Source organism: Pseudoalteromonas sp. S3776, from assembly GCF_005886915.1.
In the GTDB taxonomy this organism is placed as follows: Bacteria; Pseudomonadota; Gammaproteobacteria; order Enterobacterales; family Alteromonadaceae; genus Pseudoalteromonas.
This window is the reverse complement of record NZ_PNCU01000215.1, coordinates 1-222: the sequence shown is the minus strand read 5'-3', so window position 1 is coordinate 222 and position 222 is coordinate 1. Positions and strand designations below refer to the sequence as shown.

Here is a 222-nt window from a genome sequence, read left to right as displayed (position 1 = left end):
GTTGTAAATCGGCGAGCAGGAATCATCAATTGCAAACTCCAATCCGAGATGATTCCGAAAACAGGTCGAATCCGGCAAACTAACCGTTTGCTGGCTGCGCATGCACACCGCCATCTGATCTTCTATGGGCCGATCGCTGCCTTCATGGTATAGAGGCATCACCTCGCTGATGGGCTGCCCTTTCACTTCTTCAGTAAGCAGCGCTAAAACGGCCTCGGCGAC

The 222-nt window shown here is 52.7% G+C and carries 1 protein-coding gene; it reads right to left on the bottom strand.

Features of this window, described 5'->3' with window-relative positions; all coding sequences use genetic code 11:
- Positions 1–222, bottom strand: a 222-nt coding sequence (locus tag CWC16_RS20140; RefSeq protein ID WP_212747469.1) for a hypothetical protein, incomplete at both ends; no start/stop codon positions are given.